This is a genomic window from Streptococcus sp. 3109, assembly GCF_013276905.1.
Classification (GTDB): domain Bacteria; phylum Bacillota; class Bacilli; order Lactobacillales; family Streptococcaceae; genus Streptococcus.
In genome coordinates this window covers 13816-32823 of sequence record NZ_VMLY01000013.1, presented here as the reverse complement: position 1 = coordinate 32823, position 19008 = coordinate 13816, and the positions used below count along the sequence as shown (strand labels likewise).

General features: G+C 39.2%; 20 protein-coding genes and 1 other annotated feature. Of the genes, 6 read left to right on the top strand and 14 right to left on the bottom strand.

The window, feature by feature from the left end; translation table 11 throughout:
- Positions 1–94: 94 nt before the first annotated feature.
- Positions 95–934, bottom strand: coding sequence for a DegV family protein (locus HT698_RS07205; protein ID WP_061439431.1), 840 nt, complete (start codon positions 932–934; stop codon positions 95–97).
- Between the two features lie 141 nt (positions 935–1075).
- Between HT698_RS07205 and HT698_RS07200 the strand changes: the two genes are divergently transcribed.
- The gene (locus tag HT698_RS07200; RefSeq protein ID WP_173217840.1) at positions 1076–1924 is read left to right on the top strand and encodes a YitT family protein; all 849 of its coding nucleotides are present in this window, start codon (positions 1076–1078) and stop codon (positions 1922–1924) included.
- An 85-nt stretch (positions 1925–2009) separates the two neighbouring features.
- Here the strand turns inward: HT698_RS07200 and HT698_RS07195 are convergent, their stop codons facing one another.
- A complete protein-coding gene (locus tag HT698_RS07195; RefSeq protein ID WP_173217838.1) occupies positions 2010–2927 on the bottom strand; it encodes a bifunctional riboflavin kinase/FAD synthetase in 918 nt (305 codons plus the stop codon).
- Between the two features lie 307 nt (positions 2928–3234).
- Here HT698_RS07195 and HT698_RS10490 point away from each other — a divergent pair, with 307 nt between their 5' ends.
- Positions 3235–3351, top strand: coding sequence for an SPJ_0845 family protein (locus HT698_RS10490; protein ID WP_267240009.1), 117 nt, complete (start codon positions 3235–3237; stop codon positions 3349–3351).
- A 426-nt stretch (positions 3352–3777) separates the two neighbouring features.
- Here the strand turns inward: HT698_RS10490 and rpmA are convergent, their stop codons facing one another.
- From rpmA to rplU, 3 genes are read right to left on the bottom strand one after another with little or no spacing between them, the layout of a single operon-like run.
- Positions 3778–4071 (bottom strand): 50S ribosomal protein L27, encoded by a 294-nt coding sequence (rpmA, locus tag HT698_RS07190; protein WP_000916509.1) that lies wholly within the window; start codon positions 4069–4071, stop codon positions 3778–3780.
- Positions 4072–4087: 16 nt separating this feature from the next.
- Entirely contained in the window at positions 4088–4432 is a 345-nt protein-coding gene (locus HT698_RS07185; RefSeq protein WP_000613699.1) for a ribosomal-processing cysteine protease Prp, read from the bottom strand.
- Between the two features lie 15 nt (positions 4433–4447).
- Positions 4448–4762: a 50S ribosomal protein L21 gene (rplU, locus tag HT698_RS07180; protein ID WP_000109141.1), complete on the bottom strand. Its 315-nt coding sequence runs from the start codon at positions 4760–4762 to the stop codon at positions 4448–4450.
- A 35-nt stretch (positions 4763–4797) separates the two neighbouring features.
- Positions 4798–4885: a sequence feature (ribosomal protein L21 leader region), on the bottom strand.
- A 196-nt stretch (positions 4886–5081) separates the two neighbouring features.
- On the opposite strand from rplU, the gene HT698_RS07175 reads away from it, so the two are divergent.
- The gene (locus HT698_RS07175) at positions 5082–6248 is read left to right on the top strand and encodes an IS30 family transposase (RefSeq protein WP_173217836.1); all 1167 of its coding nucleotides are present in this window, start codon (positions 5082–5084) and stop codon (positions 6246–6248) included.
- Between the two features lie 221 nt (positions 6249–6469).
- Here HT698_RS07175 and HT698_RS07170 read toward each other — a convergent pair whose 3' ends face one another.
- A complete protein-coding gene (locus tag HT698_RS07170) occupies positions 6470–7192 on the bottom strand; it encodes a YoaK family protein (RefSeq protein ID WP_173217894.1) in 723 nt (240 codons plus the stop codon).
- Positions 7193–7593: 401 nt separating this feature from the next.
- Here HT698_RS07170 and HT698_RS07165 point away from each other — a divergent pair, with 401 nt between their 5' ends.
- A complete protein-coding gene (locus HT698_RS07165) occupies positions 7594–7893 on the top strand; it encodes a YbaB/EbfC family nucleoid-associated protein (RefSeq protein ID WP_000981526.1) in 300 nt (99 codons plus the stop codon).
- Positions 7894–8175: 282 nt separating this feature from the next.
- Here HT698_RS07165 and pta read toward each other — a convergent pair whose 3' ends face one another.
- From pta to HT698_RS07125, 8 genes are all read right to left on the bottom strand, one after another.
- A complete protein-coding gene (gene pta / locus HT698_RS07160; protein WP_173217834.1) occupies positions 8176–9150 on the bottom strand; it encodes a phosphate acetyltransferase in 975 nt (324 codons plus the stop codon).
- Positions 9151–9192: 42 nt separating this feature from the next.
- Positions 9193–10089 carry an RluA family pseudouridine synthase gene (locus HT698_RS07155; protein ID WP_173217832.1) on the bottom strand — a complete coding sequence of 299 codons (897 nt, stop codon included), beginning with the start codon at positions 10087–10089 and terminating at the stop codon, positions 9193–9195.
- Positions 10086–10904, bottom strand: a complete 819-nt coding sequence (locus HT698_RS07150; protein WP_000799049.1) for an NAD kinase — start codon at positions 10902–10904, stop codon at positions 10086–10088. Before HT698_RS07150 ends, HT698_RS07155 begins: the two co-directional genes overlap by 4 nt.
- The gene (locus tag HT698_RS07145; RefSeq protein WP_000171681.1) at positions 10888–11559 is read right to left on the bottom strand and encodes a GTP pyrophosphokinase family protein; all 672 of its coding nucleotides are present in this window, start codon (positions 11557–11559) and stop codon (positions 10888–10890) included. Before HT698_RS07145 ends, HT698_RS07150 begins: the two co-directional genes overlap by 17 nt.
- A 260-nt stretch (positions 11560–11819) precedes the next feature.
- The gene (locus HT698_RS07140) at positions 11820–12287 is read right to left on the bottom strand and encodes an 8-oxo-dGTP diphosphatase (protein ID WP_173217830.1); all 468 of its coding nucleotides are present in this window, start codon (positions 12285–12287) and stop codon (positions 11820–11822) included.
- A gap of 76 nt (positions 12288–12363) precedes the next feature.
- Positions 12364–12849 (bottom strand): GNAT family N-acetyltransferase, encoded by a 486-nt coding sequence (locus HT698_RS07135; RefSeq protein ID WP_050971371.1) that lies wholly within the window; start codon positions 12847–12849, stop codon positions 12364–12366.
- Positions 12850–12862: 13 nt separating this feature from the next.
- Positions 12863–14851, bottom strand: coding sequence for an excinuclease ABC subunit UvrB (gene uvrB, locus HT698_RS07130; RefSeq protein ID WP_050971372.1), 1989 nt, complete (start codon positions 14849–14851; stop codon positions 12863–12865).
- Between the two features lie 76 nt (positions 14852–14927).
- Entirely contained in the window at positions 14928–15881 is a 954-nt protein-coding gene (locus HT698_RS07125; protein ID WP_173217828.1) for a type II CAAX endopeptidase family protein, read from the bottom strand.
- A gap of 172 nt (positions 15882–16053) precedes the next feature.
- On the opposite strand from HT698_RS07125, the gene HT698_RS07120 reads away from it, so the two are divergent.
- A complete protein-coding gene (locus tag HT698_RS07120; RefSeq protein ID WP_173217826.1) occupies positions 16054–18219 on the top strand; it encodes an ABC transporter substrate-binding protein/permease in 2166 nt (721 codons plus the stop codon).
- Complete coding sequence (locus HT698_RS07115) at positions 18219–18959, top strand: amino acid ABC transporter ATP-binding protein (protein WP_172923525.1); 741 nt, start codon at positions 18219–18221, stop codon at positions 18957–18959. Before HT698_RS07120 ends, HT698_RS07115 begins: the two co-directional genes overlap by 1 nt.
- Positions 18960–19008 lie beyond the last annotated feature (49 nt).

The window sequence follows — 19008 nt, the reverse complement described above, 5'->3', positions numbered from 1 at the left end:
TCCAAATAATTTCTAATTAACAAATATAATCATATCCTAAAATCCCTTTTAGGTCAAGTTAAAAACGCTATTTCTTCCCATTTTCTTTATTTTTTTAGGAGTGGTAACGTACCAAAATAGCCCAAGCATTCTCACCTGTGTGCGTTTGAATAATGGAACCCGTTTCCAAAACAGAAATTGGCTTTTCAACATAAGCTTGTAAGCTTTCTTTCATCTCTTTTGCCCAATCATCACTACCAGAATATGAAATTCCAATCTCTGCTACAGAACGTTCAGAAAGCGATGTTATCAACTCATCTAACCATTTTTTAAAAGTTTTAGCTCCACGACCTTTAACCATTGGCTGCAATTCATGGTCTTTCATTTGCATGACAACACGGATATTGAGAAGTGAGCTCAACAATCCAGTTACACGGCCAATTCGTCCACCTTTGACAAGATTTTCCAAAGTTGAAACGCCAATATAAAGTTCTGTGTTGTTTTTAACCTCTTCTACATGAGATAAAATTGTCTCCATATCTTTGCCTTCTTGTGCTAATTTAGCAGCTTCGACAACTTGGAATTTCAAGGCTTGGTCAGTGAAGGAACTATCGATAACTGTCACATCGGCAGTAGATAAACTAGCACCTTGGCGCGCTGCTTCTACAGTCCCCGAAAGAGCATGGGACATATGAATAGCAAGAATTTGGCTACCATCCTTGCATAGGTCTTCAAAAACTTCAGCGAAGACACCTACAGGCGGCTGGCTTGTTTTTGGAAGATTCTTAGCTTCTTGCATCAAGTGAAGAAATTTACCTTCTTCTTTCAAATCAGCATCAGAATAAACAACATTATCAATCATTACAGATAATGGAACAATTGTAATATCTAATTGTTTTACGAGTTCTGGTTCAATAGTAACAGATGAATCGGTTACAATCTTAATTTTTGTCATAGTATCAATCTTTCTATTTTAGGATTCAGATTGGTTTTCTTACTTTTAATTATATCAAAAAAAGATTAAAAATCCTAATGGAGTCACTCAAATTTTCCGTAAAAATTTGATATAATCAACTTATAAGAAAAGAGGTGTCCTATGATTAAAAAAATTTACCCCATTTTTACCATTTTACTAGGTGCTGCTATTTATGCTTTTGGCCTGACTTATTTTGTAGTTCCTCATCATCTCTTTGAAGGAGGGGCGACAGGTATTACCCTCATCACCTTTTATCTTTTTAAAATCCCTGTTTCTCTCATGAACCTGCTGATTAACATTCCCCTTTTCATCCTAGCTTGGAAAATCTTTGGAGCAAAGTCCCTCTATTCTAGTTTACTAGGAACCTTAGCCTTGTCCGCCTGGTTGGCCTTTTTTGAACGTATTCCCCTTCATATTGACCTTCAAGGTGATTTACTAATCACAGCCCTTATAGCGGGAATTCTATTGGGAATTGGCCTTGGAATTATTTTTAATGCTGGAGGTACAACTGGCGGAACTGATATTCTAGCTCGTATTCTCAATAAATACACTCATATATCCATGGGAAAACTGCTCTTTATCTTAGATTTTTGTATTCTCATGCTCATTCTCCTTATCTTCAAGGATTTGAGATTGGTTTCCTACACACTCTTATTTGATTTTATTGTTTCTCGTGTCATTGATTTGATTGGTGAAGGAGGATATGCTGGCAAAGGCTTCATGATTATTACAAAACGTCCTGACCACCTTGCTAAGGCAATCAATGATGACCTAGGAAGAGGTGTTACTTTCATCTCAGGTCAAGGCTACTATAGTCAAAAAGATTTGAAGATTATCTACTGTATTGTCGGCAGAAATGAGATTGTGAAAATGAAGGAAATGATTCATCGAATCGATCCGCAAGCCTTTATAACCATTACAGAAGCCCATGAAATCCTTGGAGAAGGATTTACCTTTGAAAAAGAATAAAAAGAGGTAATGTCGTGACATCAAAAGTTAGACTACATCATCTATCTTTTGGGTTACAGACAACCTCTTTTCTTTACTCAAACTCTTAAGACCAATTCCTAGCGACTTCTTCATCAGCCTTTAACTGATCCACTAATTGGTCAACTGAGTCAAATTTGGTCATATCTCGAATGCGATCAAGCCAATAAACCATGACGGTTTCCCCATAAATATCTTGATTAAAATCAAAAATATTGACTTCAAAACGTGCTTCTTCTCCATCAAAGGTCACATTTTTCCCGACACTAGCCATAGCACGATACTTCTGTCTTTGAATCTCAACATCAACAACATAAACGCCATCTGCTGGCATATAAGTACGGTCTAAAAGCACTAAATTAGCTGTTGGATAACCAATCGTACGACCACGAGCATTACCATGAACCACCATACCTCTGGATGGAAGCGGTGCCCCCAAAAGTTCTCCTGCTTCTTTCACATTTCCATCTAAAATAGCTTGACGGATACGAGTTGAACTAATCTTTCCTTTCTCATCTTCTACAGGTGGAACAATGATAACTTCTCCATCAAAGTAATCCTTTAAATTTTCTGCTGTTTTTTTGTCAGAACCAAATGTATAATCAAAACCTGCAACAATAATTTTGGCATTCATAGCCTTGATATAGGTTGCAAAAAATTCTTCTGCCGTGAGACTAGCGAATTGACTACTAAAATCAAGGAGATATAATTCTTCTACGCCTTCACGCTTTAATTTCCTCTCACGTTCAGCAGGGTTCAAAATATGTAAAAACAGATCAGGATGATAAGGCTCTAAAGCGATCTTTGGAGATTCATTAAAGGTCATAACGACGATAGGTAATAAATCTTTTCTCGCAGCCTTATTGGCAACACGAAATAATTCTTGATGCCCCTTGTGTATACCATCAAAATAGCCGAGAACAACGACTGAATCAGATGGTGTGCCAATATCTTTTTGGTTTTTTATAGGAATAGTAATAATCATAAAATAATTATATCATAGCGATAGCTATTTCTGGAACAGAAAATCTGAAATATCGTTTTTTTCACCTGAAGTGTACCTGTTTTCAAAAAGCACTTCACTCTATCGTTGCTTAACTATGAACTTTGCAATATTCTTCTCAAAAACTTGTAGGACATCTTCAAAAGTTTGAAAGGAGTGATTAGACTTGTTAGGTAACCATAAAGTGTCATACTATGCTTATGTATGAAAAAGCAATGCAACTAACTCCTGAGAACTTTAAATTACTAATTGGTGTCGAAAAGGTAGAATTTAGAATCGAGGTACACCTATGGCTGTAAAATTTACAAAACGAGACAACTTGGTCAAGATATTTGAAGAGTTTCCTAAACTCCCTGATTTGAAGCAAGTCACTTTCCCTGATGACAAAGAAAAAAAGCCAAAGTAGAAAAGAAAAACTAGATGACTGCTTTTCAACAACTCCCATCCAGTGTGCTTCAGATTGGAGCTATTTTTCTCTCCGTCTGTTAGCTTGGATTCTCAGACAGTTTCAGCTAAAGAATATCTTTTCCCTTATCAGAAGGAACGGCTCAAGCCATTCAGACAAGTTAAGGGACGACAAGCCAATATTTGAAACCGGATACCAGTTCTTATAGTCAATTGAAATAAAATCTGAAGAAATCGAGTAGGAAACTCAAATCAATTTTTAGCAGTGTTCTATTCCAGATTCAATCCACTATACATATTAAAAAGTATGGGTACCAAAACAAAAAAACAGGCTCTCCGAAAACTCGGAAAGCCTTATTTAATGCTACTTCGAGCTTCCTCACCTTTACAATTCAAGGCTCTGGATAAAAAGGTTCACTGGAACTTTTTATTTAGCGATTGGGTAAACAGAAACTTGTTTTTTATCGCGTCCTTTACGTTCAAAGCGTACTACGCCCTCAACTTTAGCGAACAAAGTATCGTCTCCACCACGTCCAACGTTTACACCTGGGTAGATATGTGTACCACGTTGACGGTAAAGGATTGATCCACCTGTTACAGTTTGTCCGTCAGCTGCTTTAGCTCCAAGACGTTTTGCTTGTGAATCACGTCCGTTTGATGTAGAACCTCCACCTTTTTTGTGGGCGAAAAGTTGCAAGTTGTTAAGAGTCATTTTTAACATAATGTTTTCCTCCGTGTTAGTTTTCTGTGATAACTCTGGTTTGGACGAACTCAGAAGAGTTCTCCGATAAGTTTGCCATACCTAAGAAAAATGATTCAAAGAATAACTGGGTCATTTCTCTCTGGTGTGAAGGCAGGTCTTTTGGAATCTCAACCATCAGATAGCCACCTTCATCTTCGTTTAATTCTAGGATTGGTTCATAGCCTGCAAATTTCTCAATGGAATTGATAAAGTTAATGGCAAGCGTAGAAACCGATGCACACACGACATCTAAGCCGTATTCGCCACTCTCGGCGTGTCCAGTAATTTCCGCACTCCTCAGCTCGCCATCTTCGGCTCTCTCAAAGACTGCCTGTATCATGTGTTCTCCTTAAAATTAAGCGTTAATTGCGTTGATGACAACTTTTGTATATGGTTGACGGTGACCTTGTTTACGGTGGCTACCTTTTTTAGGTTTGTACTTGTAAGTAACAACTTTCTTTTGTTTTCCTTGTTTTTCAACAGTTCCAACTACAGTAGCTCCAGCAACAAGTGGAGTTCCGACAACAGTGTTTTCACCACCAACAAGAACAACTTCGTTAAAAGTAACTTCTTGACCAGCTTCAACGTTCAATTTTTCAACGTAAACTGCTTGACCAACTTCAACTTTAACTTGTTTTCCGCCAGTTTTGATAATTGCGTATGTGCTCATTATGCACCTCCTATGATTTTTATGGGTTTCCCCGATTTTTTGTGAAGACTCGCCTAGCATCGTGGGACGAACCACTTAAACTTGAATAATCAAGCAACGATGTTCGTGCGGTTGCACAGGAACGTGCATAGTCAACTCTCTAAGTATAGCATATCTCCTATTTTCTTACAAGTAATAACACCTAAAATGAAGCTTTTTCTTTTACTTGCTAACTTCTCAAAGTAACTTCCACTTGCCTGACCAAAGTGGAAATTAGTCTAAAACGGATTTTTATGGTGGAATTAAGTGTGAGACGTTTGAGTTAGAAATGAGGCTCACTATGACAAAACATAAACATCTTACCCTTTCAGACCGTAATGATATCCAACTGGGCTTAGAGAGCGGTGAAACCTTCAAAGCTATTGGACAGTCCATTCTAAAAGATCCAACAACCGTTTCCAAAGAAGTCAAACGAAACAGACAAGTCCGAGAGTCTACATGCCATAACCTTCCTTGCCCTCTACTCGATAAGGCTCCCTTTGTCTGTAATGGATGCCCTAAAAGAAGACAGAATTGTGGCTATAAGAAGATTTTATACCTCGCTAAACAAGCTCAAAAGCAGTACGAACAAACTCTTGTCGAATCTCGTGAAGGAACTCCTCTCAATTCCAAGACCTTCTGGGACATGGACAAAGTCATTTCTGATGGTGTTAAAAAGGGACAACACATCTATCATATCCTCAAAACTCATAACCTTGATGTCAGCTCCTCAACCGTCTATCGACACATCCGAAAAGGATACCTATCTATCGCTCCTATTGACCTAGCCAGAGCCGTTAAATTCAAAGAAAGACGGAAAAGTAAGCTACCTTCCATCCCTAAAGAAGCTAAAAAAGGCCGTTCCTATGAGGATTTCCAAAACTATTTAGCACTGAATCAACTAGACTCTTGGCTGGAAATGGACACAGTTATGGGGAGAATGGGAGGTAAAGTCCTACTCACCTTCAATCTATCTTTCTGTAACTTTATCTTCGCTAGACTTCTGGATAATAAAACTGCCCTTGAGGTTACCAAACATCTCTATGACATCAAGAACACTCTTCACCAAGCGGACAAAGATTTCTTCCAACTCTTCCCTGTCGTCCTGACAGATAATGGTGGAGAGTTTGCCAGGGTCGATGATATCGAAATGGATGTGCGAGGGGAGAGTAAACTCTTCTTTTGTGACCCTAATCGCTCTGACCAGAAAGGGAGAATTGAGAAAAATCATACGCTGATTCGCGACATTCTACCTAAAGGAACTTCTTTTGACAATTTAACTCAAGAGGACATCAATCTCGTCTGTTCGCATGTCAACAGTGTCAAACGTGCTACTTTGAATGGAAAGTCAGCCTATGAACTCTTTGCATTTACCTATGGAGAAGAGATTCCTAAGCTTCTCGGCATTTCTAAAATACCTGCAGAAGACGTCTGTCAGTCGTCTAAATTACTCCAACATAAGTTCTAAAAACTAACCTTTAACCGCATTCAAACGTCTCACACTAACTTCCACCATAGCGGAACTTAATCTGAAACGCTTTCAGATGAGGGGATTTTGTGCGCTCTTTTTTTCAATTCATTTCGGCTACAAAAGCGATGAAATCAAGCATGTTTAAAACCAGTAGAACTTACCCTGACACGGATTTCCACTGGTTTTTACGATTTTTATCAGACTAACTTCCACTTGGATTAGCAGTGGAAGTTAGTTTGGGAATTTACCTTTTCTTTTACTTTTTTCCGCCACGAGGCAAAAAGCATACTGAGATAAAAAATGCTCATCATAATAGGAACACCAAGAATGGTCTTTTCATGATAGAAAATCGTCAAATAAGCTGAAAAGACAACACCAAGGACAAAACTACTAAGCAGGCTAACAAATATGAAGCCTTCACGTAAAAAAGGAGTGTGCTTGGTCCGGAAATAATCTCCAAAAGCTAACATCGTCCGTTTGATATTCCCTGTCATAAAGGCATTATTGTAGGCAATACCCGAAACCTCACCAAAGGCAGTTGTCACCAAGCCCATACAAAAGGCTAAGGGCGGTACTAGATAGATATTATCTACAGTTTGCGGCACAAAACCAATAATGATTGATAGTATTGCCAAAGGAATCAGTGACAGAATCGGTTTTTTTACAATTCTCAATTTTTCCTTATAAATGGTTAGTAAAAAAACTCCCAGCATAAACGCTATTAAGGTTAAAAGCTTATCCCTAACATCCGAAACATTATTTTGTATTAGCTCCACCGAAAGAAAGACAACATTTCCTGTTTGTCCAGCTACAAGGGTATTCCCGCGAACAATAAAAGTATAAGCATCTACATATCCAGCACAAAACGTCAAAAAAAGTGCTAACCTTTTAGACTGACGTGATATTTTTCTTATAGGTAATAACCTCATTTTCCCTCCCATTGTATTTTCTCTTAGAATATTGTACCATTTTCTTTCTAAAAAATCGTAGGCTACCATTTAGATTTTACTATTAGCATAAAAATAATAATAGACAACTATTTATCCAAAAATAGATAGAGGTAACATGTTTGTAAACAAAGCATACGAACCTTTAGTAAAATCATTTCCATGAAACTAGAATAGAGCCCCTCTTAGCAAAAATCATTATTTTAATTTATTTCTAATCACTCCTTGATATAAATAACTCTCACCAATAAAAGACTATGTCTTAAAAAAATGGTATAATAAAATCAGTACTTGGGCTTGATGGCTATGCTACTAATAACAATTAGGAGAGAAAATCAGGCACTTGTTAACAACAAGGATTATCCCCTTGAAACGAAAGGAACTTTAGAAATCTTATGATGAACATGCAAAACATGATGCGCCAAGCACAAAAACTTCAAAAACAAATGGAACAAAGTCAAGCTGAACTTGCAGCTATGCAATTTGTTGGCAAATCTGCTCAAGACCTTGTCCAAGCGACCTTAACTGGAGATAAGAAAGTTGTCAGCATTGACTTTAATCCAGCTGTCGTTGACCCAGAGGACCTTGAAACTCTTTCTGATATGACCGTTCAAGCCATCAACTCTGCTCTTGAACAAATCGATGAAACTACCAAGAAAAAACTGGGTGCTTTCGCTGGGAAATTGCCATTCTAAAAACAAGGACCTAGAACAATACTTGTCGATAACAAAGGCTAAGAAAGGTGCAAAAATTATAAAAAACGCATAATAGCAGGTGTCAAAAACACTCAATATTATGCGTTTTCTAATGAAAAAATTCTCTTTTCATACTCATTTAATACTCTTCAAAAATCAAATTCAAACCATATCAGCGTCGGCTTGTCGTACTCAAGTACTGCCTGCGCCTATCTTTCTAGTTTGCTCTTTGATTTTTATTGAGTATAAAAAGCCTCTTCCCAAGGGAAAGAGGACTAAATCTTATTGATGAACAGCTTGAGCTGCTGTGATAAGAGTCAAATTGTAAACATCTTCTGCACTACATCCACGTGAAAGGTCATTAACTGGCTTATTCAAACCTTGTAAAACAGGTCCCACAGCTGAGAAACCACCGAGACGTTCTGCAATCTTGTAACCGATATTTCCAGCTTCGATACTTGGGAAAATAAATACAGTTGCTTGTCCAGCAACTTTACTTCCTGGAGCTTTTAAAGCTGCCGTTTCAGGGTGGAAGGCAGCGTCAAATTGCAATTCCCCATCTATTTCAAGATCTGGGCGTAGTTCGTGCGCACGTTGTGTAGCTGCTACTACCTTATCAACGTTATCACCAAAACCAGAACCTTTACTTGAATAGCTCAACATAGCAATTTTTGGTTCTATACCAAACATTTTCGCAGTGATTGCTGAATTAATCGCAATTTCAGCCAAGGCATCTGCATCAGGATTGATATTGATAGCACAGTCACCAAATAGGTAACGTTCTGAACCACGAGTCATTAGGAAGGCACCTGAAGTACGAGTAACATTAGGACGAGTTTTAATGATTTGAAGGGCTGGACGAACTGTTGCAGCAGTTGAGTGAAGTGCACCTGAAACCATACCGTCAACCAAGCCCATATATACTAGCATTACACCAAAGTAGTTAACGTCTTCACGTAAGAGTCTAGTAGCTTCTTCTTCTGATATCTTACCGTTTCGACGTTCAACGAGCGCAGCAACCATTTCGTCAAACTTAGCGTAGTGGTCAGGATCGATGACTTCATAACCCTCGTGAATCCCTTCAATTTCAAGGTAAATTTTAATTTTTTCTGGTTTACCAAGCAAGACTGGAATAACATCTGTTTCTTTTACCAAGCGTTTCGTAGCTTGAAGAATACGAGGTTCTTTTCCTTCAGGTAGAACGATGCGGACATTTTTACCAACTAGGTTGGCTCTTAGACTTTCAAAAACTTCCATGAGTTTTCTCCTTTAAAATAATAAATTATACTCTAATATATTTTATTGAGTATTAGTTGATAACTGTTTAATAAGGTTACTGAAATCATCCGGCAAGAGACTTGATACCTGCAAGTCTTGCTCTAAAAATGGATGATAAAAGGATAGGTAATGGCAATGCAGGGCCTGACGTTGAATGCCGTCGTCCAGACTACCTCCGTACAAATCATCGCCCAACAAAGGGAAACCAATATGAGAAAAATGGACTCGGATTTGGTGGGTACGTCCAGTATGCAGGCGAATGTCGACCAAGTGGATATTTCCATAAGAAGCGACAATCTTGTAGGAAGTATGGGCGTACTTCCCACCTTTAGCTACTCTTCTAGTGATAATAGAGTCTTCATCACGCGCAATCGGAGCAATAATTTCTCCTTCAGGCTCTAAATATCCATCTCCTTTAACCAGAGCAAAGTAGCGTTTTTCAATGGACTTCTTCTGCAACTGCTTGTCTAATCGTGCATGGGCATAGCCGTGCTTGGCAAAGAGCATCAAGCCAGAAGTATCTCTATCAAGCCTGGTTACAATGTGAACCTGCTGATTTTTATAATTTTGCTTGACATAGTAACCCTTGATAAAATTGGCAATGGTATTGGAGTGGTTGACACTAGGAATAGACGCCACTCCATAGGGTTTATTCAAGACTAGAAAGTGGTCATCCTCATAGAGAATATCCAGTGAGCGCTCGATAGCTTCCAGAGTTTCAAAGCCTTCCTCAGCGGGAATATCAATAGTAACGCGGTCCCCAATATCCAATAGATATGTTGCATTTTGCGGTTGGTCATTGACCAGAATAGCCCCACCTCGAAACTTAATCTTGGCCAGCAGCCCCTTAGAAACCTCGTGCTTTTTTAAGAAGGTCTTAACCTTGATATGTTCATCTGCGATAAATTCAAACCTCATTCGTCCACCTCGCCGATAAAGGCATCCTTAACGCGGTTCCAGAAACTGGTATGGCTAGGAGTCGCGACAAAGTGAATCTTATGATGATCAATTTGATACTCGATTCGCTCGATACTACGAAAAGAATAGACACTATTGTCAACCGAAATGGTGTGGTAATCATTTCTTGTTGGAATGAGTTCAATCTTATCCTTCTTAGGCACAATAATGGAAGAGCCCAGCGTTCGATAGACACGATTATTAAGGCTGGCAATTTCCGTTAATTGCAAAGCTTCAATGGTAGGATGTAAAACAGCACCACCAAGAGACTTGTTATAGGCAGTACTACCAGTCGGTGTCGAAACTGTTAGCCCGTCTCCACGAAAACGTTCAAAGGGAACACCATTGATGACAATATCTGCCACCATGGTTCGATCAGACCTGCGAATGCTGGCTTCGTTGAGGGCACGAAAAATCTTGACCTCTCCATTTCCAAGAAAAACCTTCACATTTAGAACAGGGTAAGAAACCCTTGCTCCGGTATCTAGCTGCAAATTGGTCATTAACTTATCCAACTCAAAATCACGATAATCGGTATAAAAGCCCAGATGTCCTGTATGAAGACCGATAAAGCGTACCTTATCAAGTTGGTCTTCGTACTTATGAAAGGCCGACAAGAGCATGCCATCTCCACCAATGGAAATGACAATGTCCGGACTGCTATCATTGAGTATAAACTGATTTCTCTTCAAACGATCTCGCAATTCATACAAAACCCTTTGACTCTGCGGTTTTCTATTGGCTATCAGATCAATTCGTTTACCTGTATTCTTCATCTGTATCGTCACTGTTTCCTACACCGTCATTTAATTTTCTACTCAAGGGATCAAAAAGAGCCTGGGCTTCCTGGATATCATCACGAATTTCACCCATTTCTTCATCCAACTGATGGGCGATTCTAGCTGTAATTTCCAGTCGCTTCTTAATCTCATCTGGGAAATCCCCTTGGTACTTGTAGTTGAGAGAATGTTCTATCGTTGCCCAGAAATTCATGGCCAAGGTACGAATTTGAATTTCTGCCAAAATGGTCTTGGCTCCATTGATGGTATCAACCGTATATTCTACTACCACATGATAGGAACGGTAGCCTGAAGCCTTTCGATGAGTAATGTAATCTCGCTCCTGTATGATTCGCATATCCTGACGCTTATGCAAAATCTCCACTACTTCCTTGACGTCATCTACAAACTGAACCATCACACGTAAGCCAGCAATATCCTGCAAATCGTGCTCTAAGGTCGCATAAGTAATGCCACGACGAGCCATTTTTTCTTTGATGCTCTCAATTGGCTTGACCCGACCCGTCACAAACTCAATCGGAGAATGCTTATTTTGCTTACGATATTGCTTGCGAATACCACGAAGTTTAATCTTTAACTCACCAACAGCTTGAATGTAAGGATCTAGAAATTCTTCCCATTCTAAGGTCATATATTCTCCCTTGTTCTCATATTATCCGTCAAAAATATCTTTGATTTTTTCTCCAGATTCATATACAATAAATACAATGCTTATTATACCATAAAATAAAACAATCTCCGATTTCAAAATTGAAGGTGGAGATTGTTCAAAATATAGGTCGAAAAGAATAATAAGAAATTTAGAGATATTCAGTTGACTTACACCACCATACTTAGCCTATATTTCAGTACCTTACTTTAAAAGATAACACCTATAGACTAATCATAGAACTAAAAAGTTTCTTTCTCCCAGCCATCTTCTGTACGATGACGGTAGAAAAACTCTGACTTGTTCGGAGCTTCCATCATCTCCATCAAGGGTAACATATCATAGGCCAGATCCAAGTTTGTAATCTGGTCTTTTTGCACCCAAGAAACTTCTCCCTCTTCTGAGGATTGAAGGGTACCAGAGAACTCAGTCGCCTTATAACAAATGACAATGTAGCGCCCACCTGTATCCAGTGGCCAATTTTTAATGCCGACAAGTTGAGGATTTTGGATAGTCAACCCTGTTTCTTCATATATTTCACGAATGACAGACTCCGCAAAAGCCTCACCATTTTCAATATGACCTCCAGGAAATGCATAACCAGACCAGCGATTGGTTTCAGGAGAGCGATACTGCATCACCACGCGCTGGGTTTCTAGATCTTCAATCAGACAAATATTTGTTAAAATCGTTAATTGGGAACGGGACATAAATTTACTCGCTTTCTAATTTATTAAATTTTCAGACTTACTACCAGAGACATTAGCTTTTACTTTTTAAAATTGTTTAGTATTGAAATACCATTCGTTTTTCCTTTATAGGCTTTCCAAGTTCAAGTATTTTTTCTTGACCATCAAAAGTAAAACCCATTTTTTGATAGAAAGCAATGGCTCGCTTATTATCTTTCAATACCCATAAGAAAATTTCAGAAAAATGATCCAGAGCAGTCAAAGCTGCTTTCACTAACTTTTGTGCGATTCCTTTTCCATAATAGTCTTTTAAAACATATAAAGCAATAATTTCACCAGCTTGAATAGTCTCATCACGAAAGTTGCCATAACTTATAAAGCCAACTACCTTCATACCATCCATCGCAATCAATGTATTTTCTGGATATTTTTGACTAAAGAATCGACATCTTTCTAATGTCATCGTCTCCTGAAATTCTGCAGGTAAAAGGTCATCATAAGCCTCTCTCCACGTTTGCCAGTGAACGAAGGATTTACCTTCTATTTCTTCAGGAGTTTCCATTGATTTGATAATAACCGTCATTTATTTTCTTCTCCTACCCCAACGCCTTGACTTCTAGCATCATATCACGAATCTGTGCTGCTAGTTCAAAGTCAAGCACTTCGACGGCTTCTTGCATTTGTTTTTCTAGTTTCTTGACTAGTTCTTTGCGCTCTTGTTTGTTGAGGCTGTTGATGTCGACTTCCTTGTCCTCTTCCTTGGCAACTGCCTTAGTCACGGCAATCAAGTCACGAATTTCTTTCTTAATGGTTTGTGGCACGATACCATGTTCTTCATTATAGGCCATCTGGATTTTGCGACGGCGGGCCGTTTCATCGATGGCACGTTGCATAGACTGAGTCATCGTGTCCGCATACATGATGACATGCCCTTCGCTGTTACGAGCAGCACGGCCAATGGTCTGGATGAGCCCACGTTCGTTACGAAGGAAACCTTCCTTGTCAGCATCGAGAATGGCTACGAGGCTCACTTCAGGAACGTCAATTCCTTCACGAAGGAGGTTGATTCCGACCAAGACATCAAAGACACCCAAGCGCAGATCACGGATAATCTCCGTCCGTTCCAAGGTCTTAATATCCGAGTGCATGTACTTGACCTTGATGCCCATTTCCTTAAAGTAGTCGGTCAAGTCCTCTGCCATTTTCTTGGTCAAAGTGGTTATAAATGTTCGTTCATTCTTTTCAACACGGGCATTGATTTCACCTAAGAGGTCATCAATCTGTCCCATTGTCGGACGTACTTCCACCTCAGGATCCAATAGCCCTGTCGGACGAATGATTTGCTCAATCACTGTCTCGGTTTGTTCATTTTCATAGTCACCAGGTGTCGCTGAAACGTAAACAATCTGATGCACATGACTTTCAAACTCTTCACGACGGAGAGGACGATTGTCCAGAGCAGACGGCAAACGGAAACCATAATTAACCAGCATTTCCTTACGCGAACGGTCTCCATTGTACATGCCTTTGATTTGTCCCATAGTCATATGGCTCTCGTCAATCATGATTAAGAAATCATCTGGGAAGAAGTCGAGAAGCGTATAAGGAGGCTCTCCTTCGCTCCGTCCATCCATGTGGCGAGAATAATTTTCAACCCCATTGGTATAGCCCATCTCACGCAACATTTCGATATCATACTCTGTCCGCTGTTTCAAACGCTGGGCTTCAAGCAGTTTACCTTCCTTTTCAAAGACAGCTAATTGTTCTTCCAACTCGGCCTGAATCTTGGCAATGGCAACTTCCATATGGTCGTCATTGGTCACAAAGTGAGTAGCTGGGAAAATCGCCAAATGATCCACTTCTCCCAACACCTGACCTGTCAGAGCCTCAACCTCACGGATACGGTCAATTTCGTCTCCAAAAAATTCTACTCGAAAGGCGTGTTCATCACGGGAAGCTGGGAAAATCTCCACCACATCCCCACGAACGCGAAATCTTCCCCGTTGGAAATCAATATCATTTCGCTCAAATTGGATATCCACCAAGTCATTCAAGAGTTTATCACGGGAAATTTCAAGACCTGGACGGAGACTAACGACACTATCAGCGTATTCCTTGGGCGAACCCAGACCATAGATACAAGAGACTGAGGCCACGACAATAACATCATTACGCTCCAAAAGGGCTGAGGTAGCTGAGTGGCGAAGCTTGTCAATCTCGTCATTGACAGAACTATCCTTCTCAATATATGTATCGCTAGAAGGGACATAGGCCTCTGGCTGGTAATAATCATAGTAGGATACGAAATACTCAACTGCATTTTCAGGGAAAAATTCCTTAAACTCCCCATAGAGCTGTCCTGCTAACGTTTTATTGTGGGCAATGACCAGAGTGGGTTTATTGACTTTGGAAATGACCTGACTCATGGTATAGGTCTTCCCTGTTCCAGTCGCCCCCATCAGAATCTGAGCTTTTTCTCCACCCTCGATATTATCAACCAACTGCTCGATAGCTTGGGGTTGATCTCCTGATGGTTGATATTTTGATACTAGTTTAAATTGATTATCTGTAATGCGATTGATCATAAGAATCCTCTCTCGATGTGCTATTCCTATTTTAGCATACTTGTAGCATTTTCACGAAGAAAAGGACGGACCGAAGTCACATCCTTTCATTTTCTTTCTTTAATTGATAAGCGAGATAAAGAATCAGCAGAAACAAAATAATACTGGACACGATGGAACCCTCAATACCAAAAGACCCACCAGATAGCCAGTCTTGATTGCCTTGTGGAGTAAATTTCATGATTGATGTTCCTGAAGACTGACCACTAACTAATACTCCAAAGAGGTTTCCCTGTGCGAAATTCCAAGCTCCATGAATACCACCTATACCCCATATAGTATCTGTTTTAAGAAGATATAGAGACATGGCAACCCCAAATAAAAAGAGATCAATTGCAGATAAGAAGGTTATGCCTGAATTTCCTAAATGAAGTAAGGTAAAGAGACTACTAGATATGATAATAGCGACTTTAAGATTGGTTCTCTTAGCCAATTGTGGAATCAACCAAGCACGAGTAACCAATTCTTCTGCCGTTCCCTGTAAAATCCAAAAAGGTATTGTAAATAAAGTAAAAGCTAGCGAATAAGTATCCAAGTGAATGGAATCAAATTGATACTGCCCCAACACTACTAGTCCAGCCAAAGCAAGTATAAAGAGGGATAGACCAAGACCGTATCCTTTAAATAAGGCACTTAAAAAATTTTCTTTATAGAATCCCAAGGTTCGAATCGGTCTTTTCTCTACTTTTCTAGTCCATCTAAACACAGTTAAGATGATAAAACCAAAGGACAGTAATTCAAATATCAAATGGATGGCACTTGATTTATCAGATAAATTCTGAAATAACATTTGAAGGAAATCTGCAATTCTTTGACCACCCATACCAAGATTGCTAAATAGCCCGATCAATGCTAAAAAACTAAGGCCAAAAAATAGAGAAGATATGAACTCAGATATATAGACGAAAAATAAAGCTAACAAGGGGCTTGTGTAAATGTTTAAACTCATTTTAGAAGTTTCAAAGTCTTTTAAGATTCTTTTGTCTTTCATAACTTTATCCTCTTTTACTATATGATATACCTTTATTATAGCACTTCTGTTGTGTGATTCAAGACAAAACAAGAATTATGGATGTTATATTTTCTAACACAGAAATATAAAAATTTGCCTTTTTTTACTTTTTCTGATATAATGGGAAAATATTCGGAAAAGGAGACTAAAAATGAAGAAAAAATTTCTAGCATTTTTGCTAATTTTATTCCCAATTTTCTCATTAGGTATTGCAAAAGCTGAAACGATTAAGATTGTTTCTGATACCGCCTATGCACCTTTTGAGTTTAAAGATTCAGATCAAACTTATAAAGGAATTGATGTTGACATTATTAACAAAGTCGCTGAGATTAAAGGATGGAACATTCAGATGACCTATCCTGGATTTGACGCAGCGGTCAATGCGGTTCAAGCTGGTCAAGCTGACGCTATCATGGCAGGGATGACAAAGACTAAAGAACGTGAAAAAGTCTTCACCATGTCTGATACTTACTATGATACAAAAGTTGTCATTGCAACTACAAAGGCACACAAGATTAGCAAGTACGACCAATTGTCTGGTAAAACTGTTGGTGTTAAAAATGGAACTGCTGCTCAACGTTTTCTTGAAACAATCAAAGATAAATACGGCTTTACTATTAAAACATTTGACACTAGTGATTTGATGAACAACAGCTTGAGTGCTGGTGCCATCGATGCCATGATGGATGACAAACCTGTTATCGAGTATGCCATTAACCAAGGTCAAGACCTCCATATTGAAATGGATGGGGAAGCTGTAGGAAGTTTTGCTTTCGGTGTTAAAAAAGGAAGCAAATACGAGCACCTGGTTACTGAATTTAACCAAGCCTTGGCTGAAATGAAAAAAGATGGTAGTCTTGATAAAATCATCAAGAAATGGACTGCTTCATCATCTTCAGCAGTGCCAACTACAACTACTCTAGCAGGCTTAAAAGCCATTCCTGTTAAAGCTAAATATATCATTGCCAGCGATTCTTCTTTTGCACCTTTTGTTTTCCAAAATTCAAGCAACCAATTTACTGGTATTGATATGGAATTGATTAAGGCAATCGCTAAAGATCAAGGTTTTGAAATTGAAATCACCAACCCTGGTTTTGATGCCGCTATCAGTGCTGTTCAAGCTGGACAAGCTGATGGTATCATTGCTGGTATGTCTGTCACAGATGCTCGTAAGGCAACTTTTGACTTCTCAGAATCCTACTACACTGCCAATACTATCCTTGGTGTCAAAGAAGCAAGTACCATTGCTTCTTATGAAGACTTGAAAGGGAAGACAGTTGGTGTTAAAAACGGAACCGCTTCTCAAACCTTCCTAACAGAAAATCAAAGCAAATACGGCTACAAAATCAAAACCTTCGCTGATGGTTCGTCAATGTATGACAGTTTAAATACTGGTGCCATTGATGCCGTTATGGATGATGAACCTGTTCTCAAATATTCTATCAGCCAAGGTCAAAAATTGAAAACTCCAATCGCTGGAACTCCAATCGGTGAAACTGCCTTTGCCGTTAAAAAAGGAGCAAATCCAGAATTGATTGAAATGTTCAACAACGGACTTGCAAACCTTAAAGCAAACGGAGAATTCCAAAAAATTCTTGATAAATATCTAGCTAGCGAATCATCAACTGCTTCAACAAGTACTGTTGACGAAACAACTATCTGGGGTTTGCTTCAAAACAACTACAAACAACTTCTTAGCGGGCTTGGTATCACTCTTGCTCTAGCTCTTATCTCATTTGCTATTGCCATTGTCATCGGGATTATCTTTGGTATGTTTAGCGTTAGCCCCTACAAATCTCTTCGTGTGATTTCTGAAATTTTCGTTGACGTTATCCGTGGTATTCCATTGATGATTCTTGCAGCCTTCATCTTCTGGGGAATTCCAAACTTCATTGAGTCTATCACAGGCCAACAAAGTCCAATTAACGACTTCGTAGCTGGTACTATCGCCCTCTCACTCAATGCGGCTGCTTATATCGCTGAGATCGTTCGTGGTGGTATTCAGGCTGTTCCGGTTGGTCAAATGGAAGCCAGCCGAAGCTTGGGGATCTCTTATGGAAAAACCATGCGTAAGATTATCTTGCCACAAGCAACTAAATTGATGTTGCCAAACTTTGTTAACCAATTCGTTATCGCACTTAAAGATACAACCATCGTATCTGCTATCGGTTTGGTGGAACTCTTCCAAACTGGTAAGATTATCATTGCCCGTAACTACCAAAGTTTCAAGATGTATGCAATCCTTGCTATCTTCTATCTTGTAATTATCACGCTTTTGACTAAACTAGCGAAACGCTTAGAAAAGAGGATTCGTTAATGGCAAAATTAAAAATTGATGTAAATGATTTACACAAAAGCTACGGAAAAAATGAAGTTTTAAAAGGAATTACGACCAAGTTCTATGAAGGAGATGTTGTTTGTATCATTGGTCCTTCGGGTTCTGGTAAGTCAACTTTCCTTCGTAGCCTAAATCTTTTGGAAGAAGTTACGAGCGGTCACATCACTGTGAACGGTTATGACTTAACTGAAAAAACAACCAACGTTGACCACGTCCGTGAAAATATCGGAATGGTTTTCCAACACTTCAACCTCTTCCCACATATGTCTGTATTGGACAACATTACCTTTGCTCCTATTGAGCACAAGTTGATGACTAAGGAAGAAGCTGAAAAATTGGGAATGGAGTTGCTTGAAAAGGTTGGACTAGCAGATAAGGCTAAGGCCTGTCCAGATAGCCTGTCAGGTGGTCAAAAACAACGTGTAGCCATCGCTCGTGGACTTGCAATGAATCCAGACATCATGCTCTTTGATGAACCAACTTCTGCCCTTGACCCTGAGATGGTCGGAGACGTACTAAACGTTATGAAGGAATTGGCTAAACAAGGTATGACCATGATTATCGTAACCCATGAGATGGGATTTGCCCGTCAGGTTGCCAACCGTGTTATCTTTACTGCAGATGGTGAGTTCCTAGAAGATGGGACACCTGACCAAATCTTTGATAACCCTCAGCACCCTCGTCTGAAAGATTTCTTGGACAAGGTCTTAAACGTCTAAACGCAAACTGTAAGGATTTCCTTGCAGTTTTTTTCTATCTCGTATTGGA

Coding starts and splice junctions, on each gene's coding strand:
- HT698_RS07205 (WP_061439431.1), bottom strand. CDS start 934: ATGACAAAAATTAAGATTGTAACCGATTCATCTGTTACTATTGAACCA.
- HT698_RS07200 (WP_173217840.1), top strand. CDS start 1,076: ATGATTAAAAAAATTTACCCCATTTTTACCATTTTACTAGGTGCTGCT.
- HT698_RS07195 (WP_173217838.1), bottom strand. CDS start 2,927: ATGATTATTACTATTCCTATAAAAAACCAAAAAGATATTGGCACACCA.
- HT698_RS10490 (WP_267240009.1), top strand. CDS start 3,235: ATGGCTGTAAAATTTACAAAACGAGACAACTTGGTCAAGATATTTGAA.
- rpmA (WP_000916509.1), bottom strand. CDS start 4,071: ATGTTAAAAATGACTCTTAACAACTTGCAACTTTTCGCCCACAAAAAA.
- HT698_RS07185 (WP_000613699.1), bottom strand. CDS start 4,432: ATGATACAGGCAGTCTTTGAGAGAGCCGAAGATGGCGAGCTGAGGAGT.
- rplU (WP_000109141.1), bottom strand. CDS start 4,762: ATGAGCACATACGCAATTATCAAAACTGGCGGAAAACAAGTTAAAGTT.
- HT698_RS07175 (WP_173217836.1), top strand. CDS start 5,082: ATGACAAAACATAAACATCTTACCCTTTCAGACCGTAATGATATCCAA.
- HT698_RS07170 (WP_173217894.1), bottom strand. CDS start 7,192: ATGGGAGGGAAAATGAGGTTATTACCTATAAGAAAAATATCACGTCAG.
- HT698_RS07165 (WP_000981526.1), top strand. CDS start 7,594: ATGATGAACATGCAAAACATGATGCGCCAAGCACAAAAACTTCAAAAA.
- pta (WP_173217834.1), bottom strand. CDS start 9,150: ATGGAAGTTTTTGAAAGTCTAAGAGCCAACCTAGTTGGTAAAAATGTC.
- HT698_RS07155 (WP_173217832.1), bottom strand. CDS start 10,089: ATGAGGTTTGAATTTATCGCAGATGAACATATCAAGGTTAAGACCTTC.
- HT698_RS07150 (WP_000799049.1), bottom strand. CDS start 10,904: ATGAAGAATACAGGTAAACGAATTGATCTGATAGCCAATAGAAAACCG.
- HT698_RS07145 (WP_000171681.1), bottom strand. CDS start 11,559: ATGACCTTAGAATGGGAAGAATTTCTAGATCCTTACATTCAAGCTGTT.
- HT698_RS07140 (WP_173217830.1), bottom strand. CDS start 12,287: ATGTCCCGTTCCCAATTAACGATTTTAACAAATATTTGTCTGATTGAA.
- HT698_RS07135 (WP_050971371.1), bottom strand. CDS start 12,849: ATGACGGTTATTATCAAATCAATGGAAACTCCTGAAGAAATAGAAGGT.
- uvrB (WP_050971372.1), bottom strand. CDS start 14,851: ATGATCAATCGCATTACAGATAATCAATTTAAACTAGTATCAAAATAT.
- HT698_RS07125 (WP_173217828.1), bottom strand. CDS start 15,881: ATGAAAGACAAAAGAATCTTAAAAGACTTTGAAACTTCTAAAATGAGT.
- HT698_RS07120 (WP_173217826.1), top strand. CDS start 16,054: ATGAAGAAAAAATTTCTAGCATTTTTGCTAATTTTATTCCCAATTTTC.
- HT698_RS07115 (WP_172923525.1), top strand. CDS start 18,219: ATGGCAAAATTAAAAATTGATGTAAATGATTTACACAAAAGCTACGGA.